This window comes from Sulfitobacter maritimus (assembly GCF_013346665.1).
Classification (GTDB): Bacteria; Pseudomonadota; Alphaproteobacteria; order Rhodobacterales; family Rhodobacteraceae; genus Sulfitobacter; species Sulfitobacter maritimus.
In genome coordinates this window covers 451,492-468,403 of sequence record NZ_JABVBB010000021.1, presented here as the reverse complement: position 1 = coordinate 468,403, position 16,912 = coordinate 451,492, and the positions used below count along the sequence as shown (strand labels likewise).

The following is a 16,912-nucleotide window of genomic DNA, read 5'->3' as shown; positions in this document are numbered from 1 at the left end:
TCGCTTTGTTCCCGCCTATCCTAACATAAATGCGCGAAAAATCGCTGCACAAACTGAGTGCGCTTGCGTAAGTGTCTGGCCGTAAATGAAATATTTAGGTTTTTCACTCTGTCGTGATCGGTGAAAAATCGCGTAAGGACTTTAGTTGACAGGGTTGCACTGCACCGCTAATTCTGCCTGTGCGCGAAATGCGGGCCGCGCTTACCCCTGATAGTATCGAGCGTAGCGGGCGCTGAGCGATGTCAGTATTTCATAGCCAATCGTGTCAGCCCAATCAGCCAAATCATCGACGCCTTGCGCTTCACCAATCAGGCGCAGCGTGTCTGGCACCTCGCTCAGTGCGGTTACATCGACAGTGATCAGATCCATCGAGACACGTCCCAAAATCGGCAAGCGCTGTCCTTCGTGATAAAAGCCAGCCCGACCCGGCGTCTTGCCGATGGCGCGCAGCAATCCGTCCGCATAGCCGCCTGAGACGGTCGCCACCACAGTCGGCCCCTGCGCGGTCCAACTGTCACCGTAGCCCACACATTCGCCAGCCGCCAATTCGCGAGTCTGGATTACCGGAATGTCCAGTGTGACCACGGGCCGTGCGTCCTTAAAGGGCCGACCGCCATAAAGACCAATTCCGGGGCGGGTCACGTCAAAATGATAGTCCGCGCCGAGCAAGATCCCCCCGGTGGCCGACAGCGAGCGCGGCGCGTCGATACCGTGGGTCATGTCTTGGAAGCACTTTAACTGCGCGGCATTGGTGGGATGCTCTGGCGCGTCCGAACAGGCAAGATGCGACATCACGAGAGTTGGCCGTTGGGCCAAAACGATATCGCGCAGCGCCGCCCATTCCGCAGGCTCCATCCCCAACCGGTTCATCCCACTGTCCAACTGAATGCCAAAGGGGTGGCCGGGCAGGGCCTCCATCTGGCGCAGGAGTTGATCGGTGGAATTGATCATCGGGGTCAACGCCGCGCCACGGATCACCTCTGCATCACCGGCCATATGGCCAGAAAATACGTTAATCTCCGGGCCGGGGCCAAGCGCGTCGCGCAGGGCCAGCCCTTCTTCGGCCTGTGCGACAAAGAACTTGCGCGCCCCGGCCTTCGCCAGCGTCTTGCCGACCTGAGCGGCCCCCAGACCGTAGCCATCAGCCTTTACCACAGCGCCAGTCTCGCACTGTGTTTTTCTATCAAGCGCGCGCCAGTTGTCGGCGAGGGCGGTGAGGTCGATTGTCAGGGTCGCGGTGCTCATGGCCGATGGTTTGGGCGGCGCGCTGCCTAAGGTCAAGAGGCACTGATCAACGCCACGTCAAGCGCGACAGGAGCGTCCCAGTTTTGATACAGTTGAGACACCTAGCCGGGAGGGGCGGTGGTGTGACGCGTATCAAAATTATGTTTGGCCATGCCGGGGTGGCATTGATGGCGCTGGCTTGTGCCGTAGGTGTCGTCGCGATGCTGTTGCATGCGCCGGTCTGGTGCTGGGCGCTGGTGCCGCTCGGGGTCGTGGCGCAGATGCTTAATGAATATAACCTGCATCGCTATGTCTTTCACTTGCACCCGCCGAAGCGACAATGGGCTTTCGATCTGCTCTACCGCGCGCATTACGGGCATCATGATTTCCCCACCAACCACGGGCTGTTCTTTGTCCCAGTCTGGGTGGCCCTGCCGATGCTCGTCGGGAATTTTCTGCTGGTGTGGGGTGTGATGACGCTCCTGGGGGCAGAGACCGCGGTTTGGATCGCCACTGCAGTTGTGCCGGTGGGCGGGGTGCTGACCTTTCTAAGCTACGAATGGTTCCATATGACAGCGCACCTCAACCTGCCGAAAACGGCGCTGGAGCGCCACGTCACCCGACTGCACAACCAGCACCACTTTCGCGACTTCAACAAATGGTTTCACGTCAGCCCCGGTGGGCAAATCATAGATCGCGCGATGGGGACCGATATCGACACAGAAGCGTTGAAACAACAACAGCGCATCGCCTTTATCCGCACCTTAGGCCTTCAGCCCGACGATCCCCGACTTGTGGCCGCACGACATAGGTTCGCGCCCAAGTACGAGTTGAGCGCTGCCGAGATCGCCCGCGCGGCACGAAGCTGACCCGCCAAGTGCCGTAACGTCACGCGCAGCATGCTTGCGCGATGAGTGCGCAGGACTAGGCTGTCTCCATCAGGAGAGGGAGAGGATCAGCCATGCAGAAACATATAGGAAAAACCGCCGGGGCGATGGCGCTCGGCCTTGTGGCCGGTGCTGCAGGAGCGGAAAATCGGATTGATACGCAACTGCCGAATGCGCCGGAACTGGCGGCCTATGGCGATTATGCGGTTGGTGTGCGCAGTTTGGACATGACCAATCCTGATCAGATCGACATCCTTGCAATCGACCCAGCCGCTGACAAACCCGCTGAGATGCCGCGCTATGACCGCCCTCTGAAGGTGGAGGTCTATTACCCTGCCGATGAGGGCGCAGAGGGCGAGACTGCGTTCAAAGCCTATCTGCGCGACGGGACGACGGAGGTCACGCTCGAAGGTCAAGCCATGCGCGACGCCGTCCCCGCGACGGGGGAGACCTTTCCACTGGTGCTGATCAGCCATGGCTACCCCGGCAACCGCTATCTGCTGTCGCATCTGGCTGAAAATCTGGCGTCGAAGGGTTATGTCGTCGCCTCCATCGACCATACCGACAGCACCTATCGCACGCAGGCCGCCTTTGGCTCGACACTGGTGAACCGCTCCCTCGACCAACTGTTCGTGTTGGAGCAGATGGCGCAGAAAAGCGCCGAGGGTGGCGCTTTTGCCGGGCTCTATGACGCCGAGAACACCGGCCTGATCGGCTACTCCATGGGTGGCTACGGCGCCATTATCACCGCCGGGGGCGGGGTGACGGAAACGTCCGTAGGCTATGCGTGGGGCGCGCCACATGGGACGCTGGGCATCCATCAGGCAGGTTCTGATAGCCACAACACCTTACCCGACCCGCGCATCAAGACCGCCGTGGCATTCGGGCCTTGGGGAATGAACCGTGGCTTTTGGGACGCCGAAGGGCTGGCCGGGGTGCAAATCCCGATGCTCTTTATTGCCGGGTCGCAGGACGATGTATCGCTCTATGAGGACGGTGTGCGGGCGATTTGGGAGAACACCTCGAACGTCGACCGCGGCTTGTTGACTTATATGAACGCCGGTCACAACGCCGGCGCGCCAATGCCCGCGCCCAAAGAGGCCTATTACTTTAACGAGGAAAAGGGTTTCAACATCTCAGATCACTATACCGATGCGGTCTGGGACACGGCGCGCATGAACAATATCGCGCAGCATTTCGTCACCGCTTGGCTGGATCATTACCTTAAGGGTGAGGCGGAGAAAGCCGACTATTTCGATCTGGTGGAAGACTCGAACGCGGGCGTCTGGTCGGTGGACGAGGACGGTACCGAAAAAGAAGATCACAGCTATTGGAAAGGTTTCCCCGAAGGGACGGCCAAGGGGCTGATGTATGAACTGCGCAAGGCGGGCGAGTAGTCAGCCGGTCGCCCGGGGTCAGCCCCGGGCGATGCAATTCAGGGCTTGATGTAGGTATAGCCCATCTGCTGCAACCGCGAGAGTTCGGCCACACCGGAAGGCACGATGTCCTCCTCCCAAACGTCATAAAGATCGCTTTCGTAGCTGATCTTGCGCCCTTTGAGGGTGTTGTTGCAGACGTGGAAACTCACGTTCTGACCCTTAAGGGACGACACGGAAGTCTGCATCTTATCGTTTCCCTTGGCATCCGCCAGCAGGCTCAGACCATTGCCGTGCAGCACGACTTTGACATTGATGTTTTCAGCACCAACGGCGTTGATGTGGTTTTGGATATTGCGCATGGCGCCTAGGTGTTTCTTGGACCCGTCGCCGCCTTCATAATTGATATGATAGACAACCTTCTGCTTGCCATAGCGCTCGGTCTCTTCGGCCTGAACGGCAAAGGCGAGGCTGGTGGCCAGCAATAAGCACATTGCGCGGATGATATTGATCATATGGTTCCTCCCAAGTTGGTTGCAGGCGCGGGCGCGTGACGCCCGGCTGGCCTTGCCAGAGTAGCAAGGCAATGGCGCGATCCAAACCTTTTATTCACAAATGCGAATTTATGCGTGGATCGCGATTGTTGGGAGTTGCGGGAGGCCCGGGCGGATCAGAACTCCTGATCGTCGCCGCCGCCCTGTTGCCATGGCTGCACAAGGTTGCCAAAGCGGGTAAACTTGCCCTCAAAGCTGAGGTCAACCGTGCCAATTGGGCCGTGACGCTGCTTGCCAATCACCACCTCAGCGCGACCGTGCAGGCGCTCCATCTCTTCCTGCCATGCCGCCATTTTATCAAGTTCGTGATCGCCGGGTTTTTCACGCTCTTTGTAGTACTCTTCGCGGTAAACGAACATTACGACATCCGCGTCCTGCTCGATCGAGCCGGATTCACGCAGGTCCGACAACTGTGGACGTTTATCTTCCCGGCTTTCCACCTGACGCGAGAGCTGCGACAGGGCGATCACCGGAATGTCGAGTTCCTTGGCGATGGCCTTGAGGCCCATGGTGATCTCGGAAATTTCGTTTACGCGGTTTTCGGACTTGCCCGTGCCACGCACCAGCTGAAGGTAGTCAATGATCAACACATCAAGCCCATGCGTCCGCTTAAGCCGCCGCGCGCGGGCGGCCAGTTGGCTGATCGGCAGGGCGGGGGTGTCATCGATGAAGAGCGGGCAGGCTTCCAGCGCCTTGGCGGCATCGACAAAACGGCGGAACTCGGCTTCGGTCATGTCACCGGATCGGATCTGCTGGCTGGGAATCTCAGCTGCTTCCGAGAGGATACGCGCGGCAAGCTGTTCCGCGCTCATTTCAAGGCTGTAAAAACCCACAACCCCACCATCAATCGCGCCTTCGGTGCCATCAGGCTTGATCCCGCGCTTATAGGCTTTGGCCACGTTGAAAGCGATGTTGGTGGCAAGCGAGGTTTTACCCATAGAGGGGCGGCCCGCAAGGATCAGAAGGTCAGAGCGGTGTAGACCGCCCAGTTTCTTATCCATGTCAATCAACCCTGTGGAGACGCCCGACAGGCCACCGTCACGTTGATAGGCGGCGTTGGCCACGTTAACGGCGTCGGTTACGGCCTTAAGGAAGGACTGAAAGCCGCTCTCGACCTGACCCTGTTCGGCCAGTTTATAAAGTTCCTGTTCGGCTTCAACGATCTGCTCGCGTGGCTCGGAAGAGACATCGACCTGCGCCGCCTTGGACGCGATATCCCGGCCCAGTTGGATCAGGTCGCGGCGCACGGCGAGGTCATAGATCATCTGCGCATAGTCGCGCACGGCAAAGGCGCTGATCGCGGCCCCTGCAAGGCGAGCAAGATAAGCTGGGCCGCCGAGTTCCTTGAGCCCCTCATCGTCTTCCATGAAGGCTTTGAGGGTGACCGGCGAAGCAAGATTGTTCTTGGCAATCCGCTGGGCGGCGATGTCAAAGATGCGGGCGTGAACCGGCTCATAGAAATGTTTAGGACCGATCACGGAGGCGACGCGGTCATAGACGTCATTGTTGGTTAGAATCGCGCCCAACAACTGTTGTTCAGCCTCAATCGAATGGGGCATCGTTTCCGGGGCCTGCACAGCCAATTGGTTCGCGTTCAGCGATGTAATCTCGTTCATGGCCTCACCCATATCTACCCAGAGGATCGTCTTAGCCACTGGGGCAATGCGGCGCAAATTGTATGTTTCTGTGGATATGTGACGAATTGTCAGCGCCCACCACATCTTGCATTGTGCTGGGCGCCTGCGTCAACATCTGGCGCAAAAAGGCTTACTTTTTGCGGGATTCTTGCCACTCGCGGGGGGCGTTGAGGAAGGCTTCGACTTCCGCTAGCGTGGCCGCGTCAAAGGCGTTCTGGCTGCGGGCCTCGGCCAGAACATCCCACCAGGTGCAGAGCGCGTGCAGGCTAACGCCATGGTCACCAAGGGTCTTTTCTGTCTGCAGGAAAATGCCGTAGTGGAAGATCACGGCGGTATGCGCGCAGGTGGCGCCGGTTTCCCGAATCGCGTCGACAAAGCTGAGCTTCGAGCCGCCGTCGGTGGTCAGGTCTTCGACCAGCAGGACACGCTGGCCTTCGGTCATCTCGCCTTCGATCCGCGCATTGCGGCCATAGCCTTTGGGCTTTTTGCGCACATAGGTCATGGGCAGGGCCATACGCTCGGCCACCATCGCGGCGAAGGGGATGCCTGCGGTCTCGCCGCCCGCGATGTTGTCGAACGCCTCGAAGCCCGCGTTGCGCATCACGGTGACGGTGAGGAAATCCATTAGCGTCGAACGGATACGCGGGTGAGAGATCAACTTGCGGCAGTCGATATAGGTCGGGGAAGGCAGACCTGAGGCCAGCGTGAAGGGCTCATCCGCGTTAAAATGCACCGCGCCGATCTCCAGCAGCATGCGCGCGGCGAGGCGGGCCATTTCTTCGGGGCTGGGGTGGCTGGTGGGGATCATGGCTGGCGTCCTTGGCTAGGGAGAGGTCGGATCGGTATTTAAGAAAGGATGAAGATTAAGAGGTCCACTGCAGATCGAAACCGGGATCGAAGACCGTGACCGGGCCGTCGGGAGTGTCGATGCTGCTGGGATGCTGAGGGGATTCGCGACGCAGGGTGATGCGCGTCTCGTTTGGCGGCAGGCCGTAGAAGGCAGGGCCGTTAAGCGAGGTGAAGGCTTCGAGATTGTCGAGCGCGTCGTCTTCTTCGAAGACATGGGCGAGGATCGACATTGTGTTGGGCGCGGTGAAGCAGCCGGCGCAGCCGCAGGGTTGCAGTTTGGCGCCATCGGTATGGGGCGCGCTGTCAGTGCCAAGGAAGAAGCGCGCGTCGCCAGAGGTGGCCGCTTGGCGCAGGGCGCGGCGGTGGGTCTCGCGCTTGGCGACCGGCAGGCAGTAGTAATGCGGGCGGATGCCGCCGGCGAGGATGTGGTTGCGGTTGATTACGAGGTGGTGCGTGGTGATCGTGGCGGCGAGACCGCTGTCGTTGCTGCGCACGTAATCGGCGGCCTCGGCGGTGGTGATATGCTCCATGATGACGCGCAGCGCGGGGTGGGCGCGGCGGATCGGGTCGAGCACGCGGTCGATGAACACGGCTTCGCGGTCGAAGATGTCGATCTCATTGTCGGTGACTTCGCCGTGGGTGCAAAGCGGCAGGCCGATCTCGGCCATACGGTCCAGCACGGGGGCGACTTTATCGAAGTTCGACACGCCGCTGGCGGAGTTTGTCGTGGCCCCGGCGGGGTAGAGTTTGACGGCGTGGATCAAGCCGTCGGCATGGGCGCGGGCGACGTCGTCGGGGTCCGTATCCTCAGTCAGGTAGAGGGTCATCAGCGGGGTGAAATCGGCACCTTCGGGGAGGGCAGCCATGATCCGGTCGCGGTAGGCGGCGGCTTGGGCACCGGTCACCACCGGAGGCACAAGGTTCGGCATGATGATGGCGCGGGCGAAGTCGCGGGCGCTATGCGGCAGCACAGCGCGCAGCATGTCGCCGTCGCGCAGGTGCAGGTGCCAGTCGTCGGGACGGCGGATCGTGAGGCTTTGTGTCATGGGCGCGGGGCTAGCACAGTGCGTTGCCGCACGCCAGATTGAAAACCTTATCCGGCGGCCGTGCGGGTCTCTTCTGCGCGGGCGGCGCGGCGGGCGCGGATGCGTTCCAACCGTCGGGCAAAGCGGGGGGCGTTCATGCGTGCGGTGACATTGGCATAGAGTGCTTCCAGCAGCCGTTCGCGCCCATTGCTGTTGAGTGCATGGGCCACGTTGCGCAGATAGGGCAGGTAGTCGCGGCGCGCGCGGTAGAGCGCGGCAAAGCGCGCGGCGTCCAATGTGCCATCTGCCGCAGCCTGTAAGAGCGGGTCGAGTTGATCAAGCTCTAGTAAATCGGTCTGCAACGCATCGCCCATGCGCGGCATGCGCAGCTTTAACACGTTGGGGCGGGTGAAGAGCGCGGCGTGCATGGCGTCGAGCGTCTCATTCGGGTCGTAGAGTACGAACGCCCGCTCGGCGGCGTCGAGCATATCAGGCGCAAAGCCATAGCGGGACGTGAAATCGTGAATGCGCATGTCGACAAAGCGGTCATCCCACTCGGTGATGCGCGGATCGAGCGTGGCCTGCGGTTGAATGAGCACGACCGCAGCACCGGGGGCCGCGACCGAATAGGCAGCGGCAGCATAGGCGCAGGGGCCAGCGCCGTAGAACAAGACCTGCTCGAATTCATCAAAGAAGCCATCGTCGATCAGCCGGTCGAAATAGGCATAGACTTCTTCAGCGCGGAACCAAGTGTCGCCATCGCTGGCCAGACACAGATGCGACCAATCGTGGTTGCGCACCATGTCCCAGCCCAAGGGCTGCGCTTTGTCCGAAAGCGCATGCATGCCTTGATAGGTTTCAAATGTGACGAGGAGGGTGGTTTCGCGTTCGATAAACGCGGAAAAATGGCTTTGTCCCAGAGATTCGAAATAGCCATCTTCTTCGGCCACTGCTTCCACTGCACGCAGCCATTTGCGCTTTGGCAGATCGGCCAATGAGCTTTCAATTGTAGGTGTCTCACGCGGCATCTGGCATCCTCGACTATGCTATGACGGAGGAGACCCCGCCTATTCTGCTCGGTCTAATCGGATAATAGGGCAGAAATACGGAAAATCCGTGCGAAATTGAAGAGAATGTGACGTAGACTGTGGCTCTGGCCTGCGGGAGATGCAGCGATTTAGCTGTTTTCTGCGTCGGATTGCCGGGCCAGATTGGCATGTCGGATCATAAACCGTGCGGCGTTTTCGGTGACTGGCCGGCTGGGCGGGGTCATCAGCAAGCGGCCAAAAAGAGCGCGAAAGGGTTCGCGTTGCATGAGAGCGTCAAAGCGGGCGCGGCGCCATTTAACGGCCTGTGCGTGAAGCTTGGCCAACCGGGGATCGGCTTTGAGTTCGGCCAAGGCTGCATTGCGTTCCTCGGCTGTGGCGGTGATCGTCGTATCACTATCGGTGTTGAAGTTGCGCTCGACCCAATAGTCCAACCCCAGCATGTCTTCGCTGTGCACGGCGCGGCCTCGGTCTGCTTTGAGCACATAGGTCTCCATCGCGCCGAGGGGATAGTGATTGATCTGCGCCAGCCCATAGTTGTCGCGTCCGAAGTTGGAAAAGATGCGCCGGGTCTTGAACTGCGCACCCAGTGGCCGCCCATGACTGTCGAACCAGTGGGCCGCGTCGAGCCGTGTCAGATCCGGGTCGCGGGGGCGGTGAACACCGGGTTTGGCGTAGGTGCCGTCGTTGCGGTAGAGGGTTTTGAACATCGCCGCACGCCATGGCCAATGCATGACGGATGGGGCGGCGCGGGTGAATATCTCGGTCACCGGGCGGTCCTCATAACGGACCTGATCTGCATTGCCGAAAAGCCGCCATGTCAATGTGATCGCTGTGGCGTCGGGCAGGGCATTATGAAGTGCTGCGAGGCTGTGATCACCGCAATGGATGTTGACGAACTCATCGACATCAAGCGGTAAAATCCAATCGGCCTGCTGCACCACTGGCAGTTTGGCGGCGGCCTTGAGCGCGGTGAACTGGATGCCGCCCTTATCATAGGGACCAGCATTGCGGATATGGGTGAGGCCGCCTAAGTCCTGCAACCGGTCCAACATCTGATCGGTGCCATCCTTACAGTCGTTGGAAAACACTAAGAAATGATCAAACCCGATCGCACGGTGATGGGCGAGCCATTCCAACAGAAAGGCGGCCTCATTGCGGACGCAAAGGATCGCGAGATGGGTCACGCCGCTACCATTCCCGCCGAAAGCTGACGACTTTGTTCTGCGAGCCGCGGTGGTAATAGGCGAGACCGGCGGACATGAAAGCGGCGAACACCTTGTTCACCCCCTCGGGGCCGATCCATTGCGGGTGCAATTCTATCACCGCCGCGCGCAGCCCGGACAAATCAAGGGCCGGGATCAGATCGACCTCGGCGCCCTCGATATCGCAGATCAGGACATTGGGTTTTAGATCGGCAAATACCGCGCCTGCATCAAGCACGTCGATCTGATGGGTTTGGGGCGGCTCTTCGCCGTCAAAACGGGTCATGGAAGAGGACAGGATGTCGGCGCGGACATGAAAATCAACGCGGCCTGTTCGCGCGCCGAGGATTGCATTGGTGACCTCAGCGTTGTCCAACCCATTGGCGGCATAGACCCGGCGGATATAGGGGATGAGGTTCGGATTGGCCTCGAACGAATGGACAGAGGCCACCTTGCGTTTGCTGGCCACCAACGTGGACATATAGCCCACACCAGCGCCCAATTCGATCACCCGGTCTCCTTCGCGCACAACTCGGAGGACGGCTTGGGTTTCCTTGGTCTCGTAATCGTTTTGCCGTAGCATTTTTCGCAAACGGCCGCGCAGGATGCTGGGGTCATCGGGGAATTTCATACCGCGTGAACGGATGAATTTCTGGTCTTTGGCCGGGGGGCTGTCGCTCATCGTTTAGCTTTCCATATCAAGGGCCAGCGCATAGGCCACACGTTCGCTTGCGGTCAGCTGGGTGGCCAGAGCCTTTCGGTAGAGATCGCTGAACTCCGGCGTTTTATGTAGCTCGTCGGCCTTCGCGCGGTGCCATGCCACACCCGCGTTATGTAGGCTGCGCAGTTTGTCGTCGGCCAGCAATCTGTCCATCTCGGCCCGCAGACGCGGCAGGTTGCGTTGGATCGACACATCGCGGTGGTCGTTCCAATCCATGCGGATCCAATAATTCAGCCCGATTGAGCGATCCACATGCAACGCGCGCCCGCGCTGGCGCTTGATCAGGAATGAATCAGCCGAGCGCAGCGCGTAGTGGTTCAGCTGCAAGAGATCATAGCCGATGGTGTTTTTAGACGACCGCCACCCGTTGTGCAGTGCGTCTTTGGTCATGTCCCGCCCCGAGCCGTTGACCCATTTGACGCGTGCTGTTGCAGCCTCGTCCAACCTGTTAGGCCGGTGGCAGGAAATCTTGCCATAGGCGCCGATATTGCGGAACAGGGTTTTGTAGCCCCATACGGTATGCGGCTTGGGGCAAAAGCTGGGGGCTGCGTGGTCGAATTGCGCGATGACCGGCGCATCAGTGTGCCGCGTCACGCCGTTATGGCCAAACAGCCGCCATGTCATCGCGACATTTGTGGCATCCGGCACAGCGGCGAAGAAATCGTTGAGCGTGCCATTGCCGGTGCGAATGTTGACGAACTCATCCACATCAATATGCGCGATCCATTCGGCATTGCGGATAAGCGGCTCTTTGAGCGACCGGTTCAACGCGTGCTGCTGCGGCGAGTTGCCTTTCCAGTTGTCGTTGGTGCGATGCTCCACGATCCCCAAAGCCTGCAAATGCGATAGCAACGCATCCGTCCCGTCGGTGCAGTCGTTGGTGTAGATCAGGAAATTGTCGAAGCCGATGCTACGGTGATAGGCGACCCATTCAAGAATATAGGGCGCTTCGTTTTTCATACAGCCGACGATGACATTTCCACTGCTCCCGGATGGGAGGCTGCGGGGGGGCACTGGGGTAAAGGGGGAGGCAGGCTGATCTTCGCCCTCAACGGTCGCGGCATTATGCGGCCTGAAGGGGCCGCGCAGGATCATCTCATGGTTCACTTTGATCCGATTGAGCAGCCGCGCAGGGTCAGGGTGTTGTGGCGACAATGAGAGCATCGTTTCAAACTTTGCAGCCGAGCGTTCGAGTTCAGCAACATCAGCGCGTTTCTCGCTCAGCGGGGTAGAGGTCGCACGGATACGATGCGCGAAAGCGGTGAGATATTGCGTGGCGCGAAAGCCAAACTCGGGGTCCGGCTCAACCCAATTCGGTAAGGGTGCATCCGGTGTAAGCGCCTCGCGCAGGGCGGGAAATTTGGTGGCAAGTGATTGATTGTCGTGCGAAAACCGCTCGGACACCGGTGTGAGGCTGCCCGGTGCTGTTGGCTTTCCGTCGATCTGCAATGCTTGCAACATCGGGTTCCAGGTGCTGCGCGGGCAAGACAGGTCCTGCGCTTGCAGGTAGCGGACCAGGACCGCGTTGAACTGCCGCATTCTGGCCAGCCATGCCGCAGGCAGGGGGGCGATCAGGCGGCCCGGCTTTACAGGGCCAAGTGACGTATCAAGGCCTAGAATATCCGCAATCTCTGACGCGCCTTTTTCTGAGGTCAGATGGTCAAGGTTAAGCGGTCTGAAGGTTACGTTATCCTCCCCGAAGACCTGCGCCCAATGGCGGTGCAGGGCTGCAAAGTCCAACCAGAACGGCGGGTTCTGTATGTCTGGAAACAGGCCGAAATCGGGGTCCGCGTCACCGCCTTGCAACGCCGCCTGCCACCAGTCCGCGTTCTCGGCCAACGTCAGTTCTTGCTCCAGCGAATGACGGCGTCCTTCAGTCACCGCGTAATCATAATGCGCCGCCAGCAACCGCGCCTGTTCATCGACATGCGCGACAATCTGAATGTTATCAAAATAGGGCGTAAGCAGCGCTTGCAATCGCCTGATTTCCGCAGGGTCTGACAGCAGATTGCCCAGTTGCGCAGCACTCAGCACCACGTGATCTGCGCGGGTCTCACTCAGATCGCGGGGGATCAATGCTGCGAATTCGTCACGCAGCGTGGCGCCGATCAGCGGGCTGTCCAAGCCTCGGCGGTAGCGCAACATACCCACGGCCTTTGGTGATGCGCAGGCCGTATAGAGGCGCACATGGTTCCAGTCAGGGGCACAAACACCCTGTTTTAACAAGGCGTCACGCTGCTGCTGCAAAATGTTGCGCAGGCGTGCCGCGCCTTTCTCCGACGGTCCGATCAGCAGGGTAAGACGCATCACCCAGCCTCCGCCGATGGCATTTTGCCGCTGTTGCTCTGACCCCACCACGGCAATTCGAGACCAAGATAGGCGGCGATACGGGACTGCGCATCGGGGTCTTCGATGTCAAACTCCATAAAGTTTTCGCAGCCCTGAAAGACCTTCCGACAGAAGGCGAAATGCGCTTCGATCCAACGGGCAAGCTCTGCTTCGCTGCGGCCAAAGCCGCGTGGCAGCCCCGGCACGTCCGCCGCAGGCAGGCGCCGTCGGCCCAGATTGTTCCAACGCATCATGCTGTTGGCGGTCTTAGCGGGGTCACGGTGCGACAGCAGGAATTTCACCTCTGGGTGATGCGCCTGAATGGCGCTCAGGATACCGAAATCGGTCTGTGGCCAAAGGCTGCGATCATGGCGCACGGCGCTCATCTCATTGATAACGTCAAACTCGTTCAACCGCGCCAAAGGATCGCCGTTGGCAAAGTAATCCGCATAGATGATGCGTCCAACATGCTCTCCGGTAATGTCCTCACGGCGGCTTTGACCTTTGCGGATCCGCCAATCTGCAACCCGCAGCCCGGCATGGCGCAGCGCATCGGTCAGCGTGGTGGTGCCAGTCTTGGGCAGGCCGAGATTGATAATACGCGGGCCGCTCATGTCAGACCGATCTCTGCGCGCAAGGCGGCCTCAGCGGCGCAATAGGGGCTGGTTGCCAGAAGCAGCTGGCGCATTTCGCGGTAGCCAGGGTCGGCCATCAGGGCATCGCATTTCGCCCGGTGCGCGCGTACCGCACGGGCATGTAAATCAGCAACGCCGGGCAGGGCCGCAAGCCGCGCCATTTCCGCTTTTAAAGCGGGCAGATAGCGCAGGATACTCTCATCCCGCCACGCAGCATCATTGCGATCCCGCCAATAATTGTCGTCAAAGGCGCGATGCGCACGGTTCACATCGCCCCGGTCGTTCTTGACCAGATAGCTATCCAAGGACCGCAGCGCGTAGTGATTCAACGTTGCAAAACGCCGCGCGCCGCGGGCTGGGAAAGCGCGGATCCGGCGCTTGTTGGCCGCAGCGCGAAAGGGCACCGGCACCTGCCGACCTGATGCGTCGGTCCAATGGGGTTGGCTCTTGCTGTCGTCGTGGAAAGGACGGTGCGCGCCGTAATACCCCAGCGGGAAATCCTGTCGCACCAGTGTCTTAACCTCAATCGCCGTTTCCGCCCCCCAGATGTCGGGGTTATGGCTAAAGAGAAATTGCGAAATAATGGGCGTGTCGACAAAGTCTTGCACACCCCCATTGGCAAAAAACTGAAAGTTCAGCGAGATGGCCTGTGGATTGCCACAAGCCGCAATGAGGGCAGGGATGCTGTGATCCCCGACATGGATGTTCAAAAACTCATCCACATCCGCGACCCAGACCCAATCGGCCTCTTTGACGACAGCATGACGGCGCGAGTCCTTTAACGCCTGCATCTGATAGTTTCGGTTGGAGGCCGGGTTCGGCAGATGCGTGACGATCCCATGATCTTCCAAGCAATCGAGCAGGTGATCCGTGCCATCACTGCAATCGTTGGAGTAGAACAGAAAATCGCCCACCCCGATGACGCGGTTAAAGGCGATCCACTCCAACAGAAACGGTCCTTCGTTCTTCACGCAGGTCACAGCGGTGATGCGCAGGTCAGACCGCGCCCCGTTTGCTGGAGATGTTGCTCTGCCCATATCTGCCCCTGTGGCCCCGGCTGTTGTCCCCGATGGCCGTCAATTATTGGTTAAGACTATGGCATCAGGCCCAATTCACGTCAATCGGCGTGGCGTGCAAAGCCCTTGACGGCGTCCAGTGGGAATGCACCACTAGGTCTATGAAAAACCTAGATACCATCGAGGCCGTGCAAGACTTGCTCGACAGCCAAGGCTATGTCTGCGACCGTGCGCTTGGGGTGGTGCTGTTTCTGAGTCTGAAGCTCGGACGGCCCTTGTTTCTGGAGGGCGAAGCAGGCGTGGGCAAAACGGAGATCGCCAAGGCGTTGGCAGCAGGGTTGGACCGCCGATTGATCCGCTTGCAATGCTATGAGGGGCTTGATGCGGCCAGTGCCGTCTACGAATGGAACTTTGCCGCGCAGATGGTCGCCATTCGCACCGCAGAGGCTGGCGGGGGTGCCGACCGCAAAGCGCTGACGCATGAGTTATTTAGCGACGACTACCTCATTGAACGCCCCCTACTGCAAGCGCTGCGGCCAGACCCTGCCGGCCCCCCGGTGCTGTTGATCGACGAGCTCGACCGCACGGATGCACCGTTTGAGGCCTTCCTGCTGGAAGCGCTCAGCGATTTTCAGGTGACCATTCCCGAACTTGGCACCATCCAAGCGCCGGAGCCGCCGATTGTCATTCTGACATCTAACCGAACGCGTGAAGTGCATGATGCGCTCAAACGCCGTTGTCTATATCACTGGGTCGACTATCCAGATGCGGCGCGCGAAATGGCGATCCTGTCAGCGCGTGCGCCAGAAGCCGCTGCCGATCTGAGCCGCGAGGTTGTGGCGTTTGTTCAACAATTGCGCACGGAGGATCTGTTCAAGAAACCCGGCGTTGCCGAAACAATTGATTGGGCCAAATGTCTCCTCGCGCTTGATGTGACAACGCTCAGCCCTGACGTCATCGCCGATACCCTCGGTGCGGTGCTGAAATACCAAGACGACATCGCCAAATTGCAAAGCTCTGAGGCCGCCCGCATTCTCGCGCAGGCCCGCGCAGCACTGCCGCCGCAATGATGCGCGTTTTGGCAAAAGAAACATGGGAGGGGTGGGGGCAGCGCTTCCAGACGGCTCTGTATGGCTGAACAGCTTCCTCTCGACCTGCCGGATGATCCGAAACTTGCGGGCAATATCACTCATTTCGCCCGCGCCTTGCGCCGGGCGGGCCTGTCGATCGGACCGGGGCGTGTGGTTGATGCAGTGCAGGCGGTGGCGACGGTCGGCTTTACCAGCAGGCGCGATTTTTACTGGACCCTCCATGCCTGTTTCGTAAGCCGCCCGGAACAGTCGCGGGTCTTTGCGCAGATCTTTCGCCTTTATTGGCGCGATCCGCGCTATCTGGAACATATGATGGCCGCCATGCTGCCCGCGATCCGCGGCGTGCAGGAAGACCGCCCGGCCTCGCCCGCAGAAAAACGCGCGGCGGAGGCGCTGTTGGATGGCGCGATGGCACCTCAACCCGACACGCCTGAGGATACCGAAGAGACGCTGGTGGAAGTCGATGCTAGCCTGACCATGTCCGCCCGCGAGCGCCTCCGGACCCTTGATTTTGAGCAAATGAGCCTTGCGGAAATGGCGCAGGCCAAACGGATGTTGGCACGGCTTGACCTTCCCGTGCCGCCCATGCCGAGCCGACGCCATAACGCCTGCGCTCAGGGGCGCATTGATGCAGCGCGCAGCATGCGGGCCGCGTTGCGCCGGGGGGGCGAGATGGCCAAGCTCCACCGCACCCGCCCGCGGCCGCGTCTGCCGAACCTTGTGGTGTTGTGTGATATTTCCGGCTCTATGAGCCAATATAGCCGCGTGATTTTGCATTTCCTCCATGCCGTCGCCAACCGCAAAGGCGCGGGCTGGGCGCAGGTCCATGGATTTACCTTTGGGACGCGGTTGACCAATATCACCCGCCATCTGACCACACGCGACGTCGATGCCGCCCTCGCCGCCGCCGGGGCGCAGGCGCAGGATTGGGAGGGTGGTACCCGCATTGGCGCGGCTCTGGCTGCGTTTAACCGCGATTGGTCTCGCCGTGTGATGGGCTCCGGCAGCGTTGTGCTGTTGATCACCGATGGGTTGGACAGGGACGATCCCGAGGCGCTAGCGCGGCAGATGCAACGGTTGCAGCTCAGCGCACAGCGGGTGATCTGGCTTAATCCTTTGCTTCGCTGGGACGGTTTTGCGCCGAAGGCGGCGGGCATTCGTGCGATGATGCCCTTTGTCGATAGTTTTCGCGCAGGCCACTCCATCGCATCGCTGGAAGCACTGGCAGAGGCGATTTCCCGGCCTGACGATTTGGGAGAGAAAGCACGTATGATGGCAGGCATCGCGGCCGGCGGGCCGGGGGGAGAACGGTAGAAGG

At 60.0% G+C, this 16,912-nt stretch carries 15 protein-coding genes; 4 read left to right on the top strand and 11 right to left on the bottom strand.

Going from position 1 to position 16,912, the window contains the following annotated elements; genetic code table 11:
• Positions 1-201: 201 nt before the first annotated feature.
• Entirely contained in the window at positions 202-1,245 is a 1,044-nt protein-coding gene (gene alr / locus HTT03_RS04245) for an alanine racemase (RefSeq protein ID WP_174858614.1), read from the bottom strand.
• A 122-nt stretch (positions 1,246-1,367) separates the two neighbouring features.
• On the opposite strand from alr, the gene HTT03_RS04240 reads away from it, so the two are divergent.
• Both HTT03_RS04240 and HTT03_RS04235 read left to right on the top strand, forming a co-directional pair.
• Positions 1,368-2,093 (top strand): sterol desaturase family protein, encoded by a 726-nt coding sequence (locus HTT03_RS04240; protein ID WP_343035686.1) that lies wholly within the window; start codon positions 1,368-1,370, stop codon positions 2,091-2,093.
• Positions 2,094-2,185: 92 nt separating this feature from the next.
• Complete coding sequence (locus HTT03_RS04235; RefSeq protein ID WP_246253341.1) at positions 2,186-3,508, top strand: alpha/beta hydrolase family protein; 1,323 nt, start codon at positions 2,186-2,188, stop codon at positions 3,506-3,508.
• 38 nt (positions 3,509-3,546) lie between these two features.
• Here HTT03_RS04235 and HTT03_RS04230 read toward each other — a convergent pair whose 3' ends face one another.
• The 10 genes from HTT03_RS04230 to HTT03_RS04185 all read right to left on the bottom strand — a co-directional run bounded on the left by HTT03_RS04230 (position 3,547) and on the right by HTT03_RS04185 (position 14,482).
• A complete protein-coding gene (locus tag HTT03_RS04230) occupies positions 3,547-4,002 on the bottom strand; it encodes a DsrE family protein (protein ID WP_174858613.1) in 456 nt (151 codons plus the stop codon).
• 155 nt (positions 4,003-4,157) lie between these two features.
• Positions 4,158-5,657 carry a replicative DNA helicase gene (locus tag HTT03_RS04225; protein WP_174858612.1) on the bottom strand — a complete coding sequence of 500 codons (1,500 nt, stop codon included), beginning with the start codon at positions 5,655-5,657 and terminating at the stop codon, positions 4,158-4,160.
• Between the two features lie 151 nt (positions 5,658-5,808).
• Positions 5,809-6,486, bottom strand: a complete 678-nt coding sequence (locus HTT03_RS04220) for an orotate phosphoribosyltransferase (protein ID WP_174858611.1) — start codon at positions 6,484-6,486, stop codon at positions 5,809-5,811.
• Between the two features lie 55 nt (positions 6,487-6,541).
• A complete protein-coding gene (pyrC, locus tag HTT03_RS04215; protein WP_174858610.1) occupies positions 6,542-7,573 on the bottom strand; it encodes a dihydroorotase in 1,032 nt (343 codons plus the stop codon).
• A gap of 47 nt (positions 7,574-7,620) precedes the next feature.
• Positions 7,621-8,580: a phosphoadenosine phosphosulfate reductase gene (locus HTT03_RS04210; protein WP_174858609.1), complete on the bottom strand. Its 960-nt coding sequence runs from the start codon at positions 8,578-8,580 to the stop codon at positions 7,621-7,623.
• 149 nt (positions 8,581-8,729) lie between these two features.
• The gene (locus HTT03_RS04205) at positions 8,730-9,785 is read right to left on the bottom strand and encodes a glycosyltransferase family 2 protein (protein ID WP_174858608.1); all 1,056 of its coding nucleotides are present in this window, start codon (positions 9,783-9,785) and stop codon (positions 8,730-8,732) included.
• 4 nt (positions 9,786-9,789) lie between these two features.
• On the bottom strand, positions 9,790-10,485 hold the full coding sequence (locus HTT03_RS04200; RefSeq protein ID WP_174858607.1) for an FkbM family methyltransferase: 696 nt from the start codon (positions 10,483-10,485) through the stop codon (positions 9,790-9,792).
• A 3-nt stretch (positions 10,486-10,488) separates the two neighbouring features.
• Complete coding sequence (locus HTT03_RS04195) at positions 10,489-12,831, bottom strand: glycosyltransferase family 2 protein (protein WP_174858981.1); 2,343 nt, start codon at positions 12,829-12,831, stop codon at positions 10,489-10,491.
• Complete coding sequence (locus HTT03_RS04190) at positions 12,831-13,466, bottom strand: sulfotransferase (RefSeq protein ID WP_174858606.1); 636 nt, start codon at positions 13,464-13,466, stop codon at positions 12,831-12,833. The genes HTT03_RS04195 and HTT03_RS04190 overlap by 1 nt, the downstream gene beginning before the upstream one ends.
• A complete protein-coding gene (locus HTT03_RS04185; protein ID WP_174858980.1) occupies positions 13,463-14,482 on the bottom strand; it encodes a glycosyltransferase family 2 protein in 1,020 nt (339 codons plus the stop codon). The genes HTT03_RS04190 and HTT03_RS04185 overlap by 4 nt, the downstream gene beginning before the upstream one ends.
• 182 nt (positions 14,483-14,664) lie before the next feature.
• Here HTT03_RS04185 and HTT03_RS04180 point away from each other — a divergent pair, with 182 nt between their 5' ends.
• Together HTT03_RS04180 and HTT03_RS04175 are read left to right on the top strand one after the other, a co-directional pair.
• A complete protein-coding gene (locus tag HTT03_RS04180) occupies positions 14,665-15,573 on the top strand; it encodes an AAA family ATPase (protein WP_174858605.1) in 909 nt (302 codons plus the stop codon).
• A 60-nt stretch (positions 15,574-15,633) separates the two neighbouring features.
• Positions 15,634-16,908, top strand: a complete 1,275-nt coding sequence (locus HTT03_RS04175; protein WP_174858604.1) for a vWA domain-containing protein — start codon at positions 15,634-15,636, stop codon at positions 16,906-16,908.
• Positions 16,909-16,912 lie beyond the last annotated feature (4 nt).